Annotated in this window: 1 rRNA gene; it reads right to left on the bottom strand. The window is 51.5% G+C overall.

Annotation, left to right across the window (positions count from 1 at the left end):
- Positions 1-293: ribosomal RNA gene (locus CES82_RS12135) — 23S ribosomal RNA — on the bottom strand; the annotation flags it as partial.

The following is a 293-nucleotide window of genomic DNA, read 5'->3' as shown; positions in this document are numbered from 1 at the left end:
CCCGACTAACCCTGGGAGGACGAGCCTTCCCCAGGAAACCTTAGTCATTCGGTGGATCAGATTCTCACTGATCTTTCGCTACTCATACCGGCATTCTCACTTCTAAGCGCTCCACTAGTCCTTACGATCTAGCTTCACCGCCCTTAGAACGCTCTCCTATCACGCGACCTATTGGTCGCATCCACAATTTCGGTGGTATCCTTAGCCCCGGTACATTTTCGGCGCAGAATCACTCGGCTAGTGAGCTATTACGCACTCTTTAAATGGTGGCTGCTTCTGAGCCAACATCCTAG

The sequence above is a fragment of the Secundilactobacillus silagincola genome (assembly GCF_002583405.1).
Classification (GTDB): domain Bacteria; phylum Bacillota; class Bacilli; order Lactobacillales; family Lactobacillaceae; genus Secundilactobacillus; species Secundilactobacillus silagincola.
This window is presented reverse-complemented; position numbering and strand designations above follow the sequence as displayed.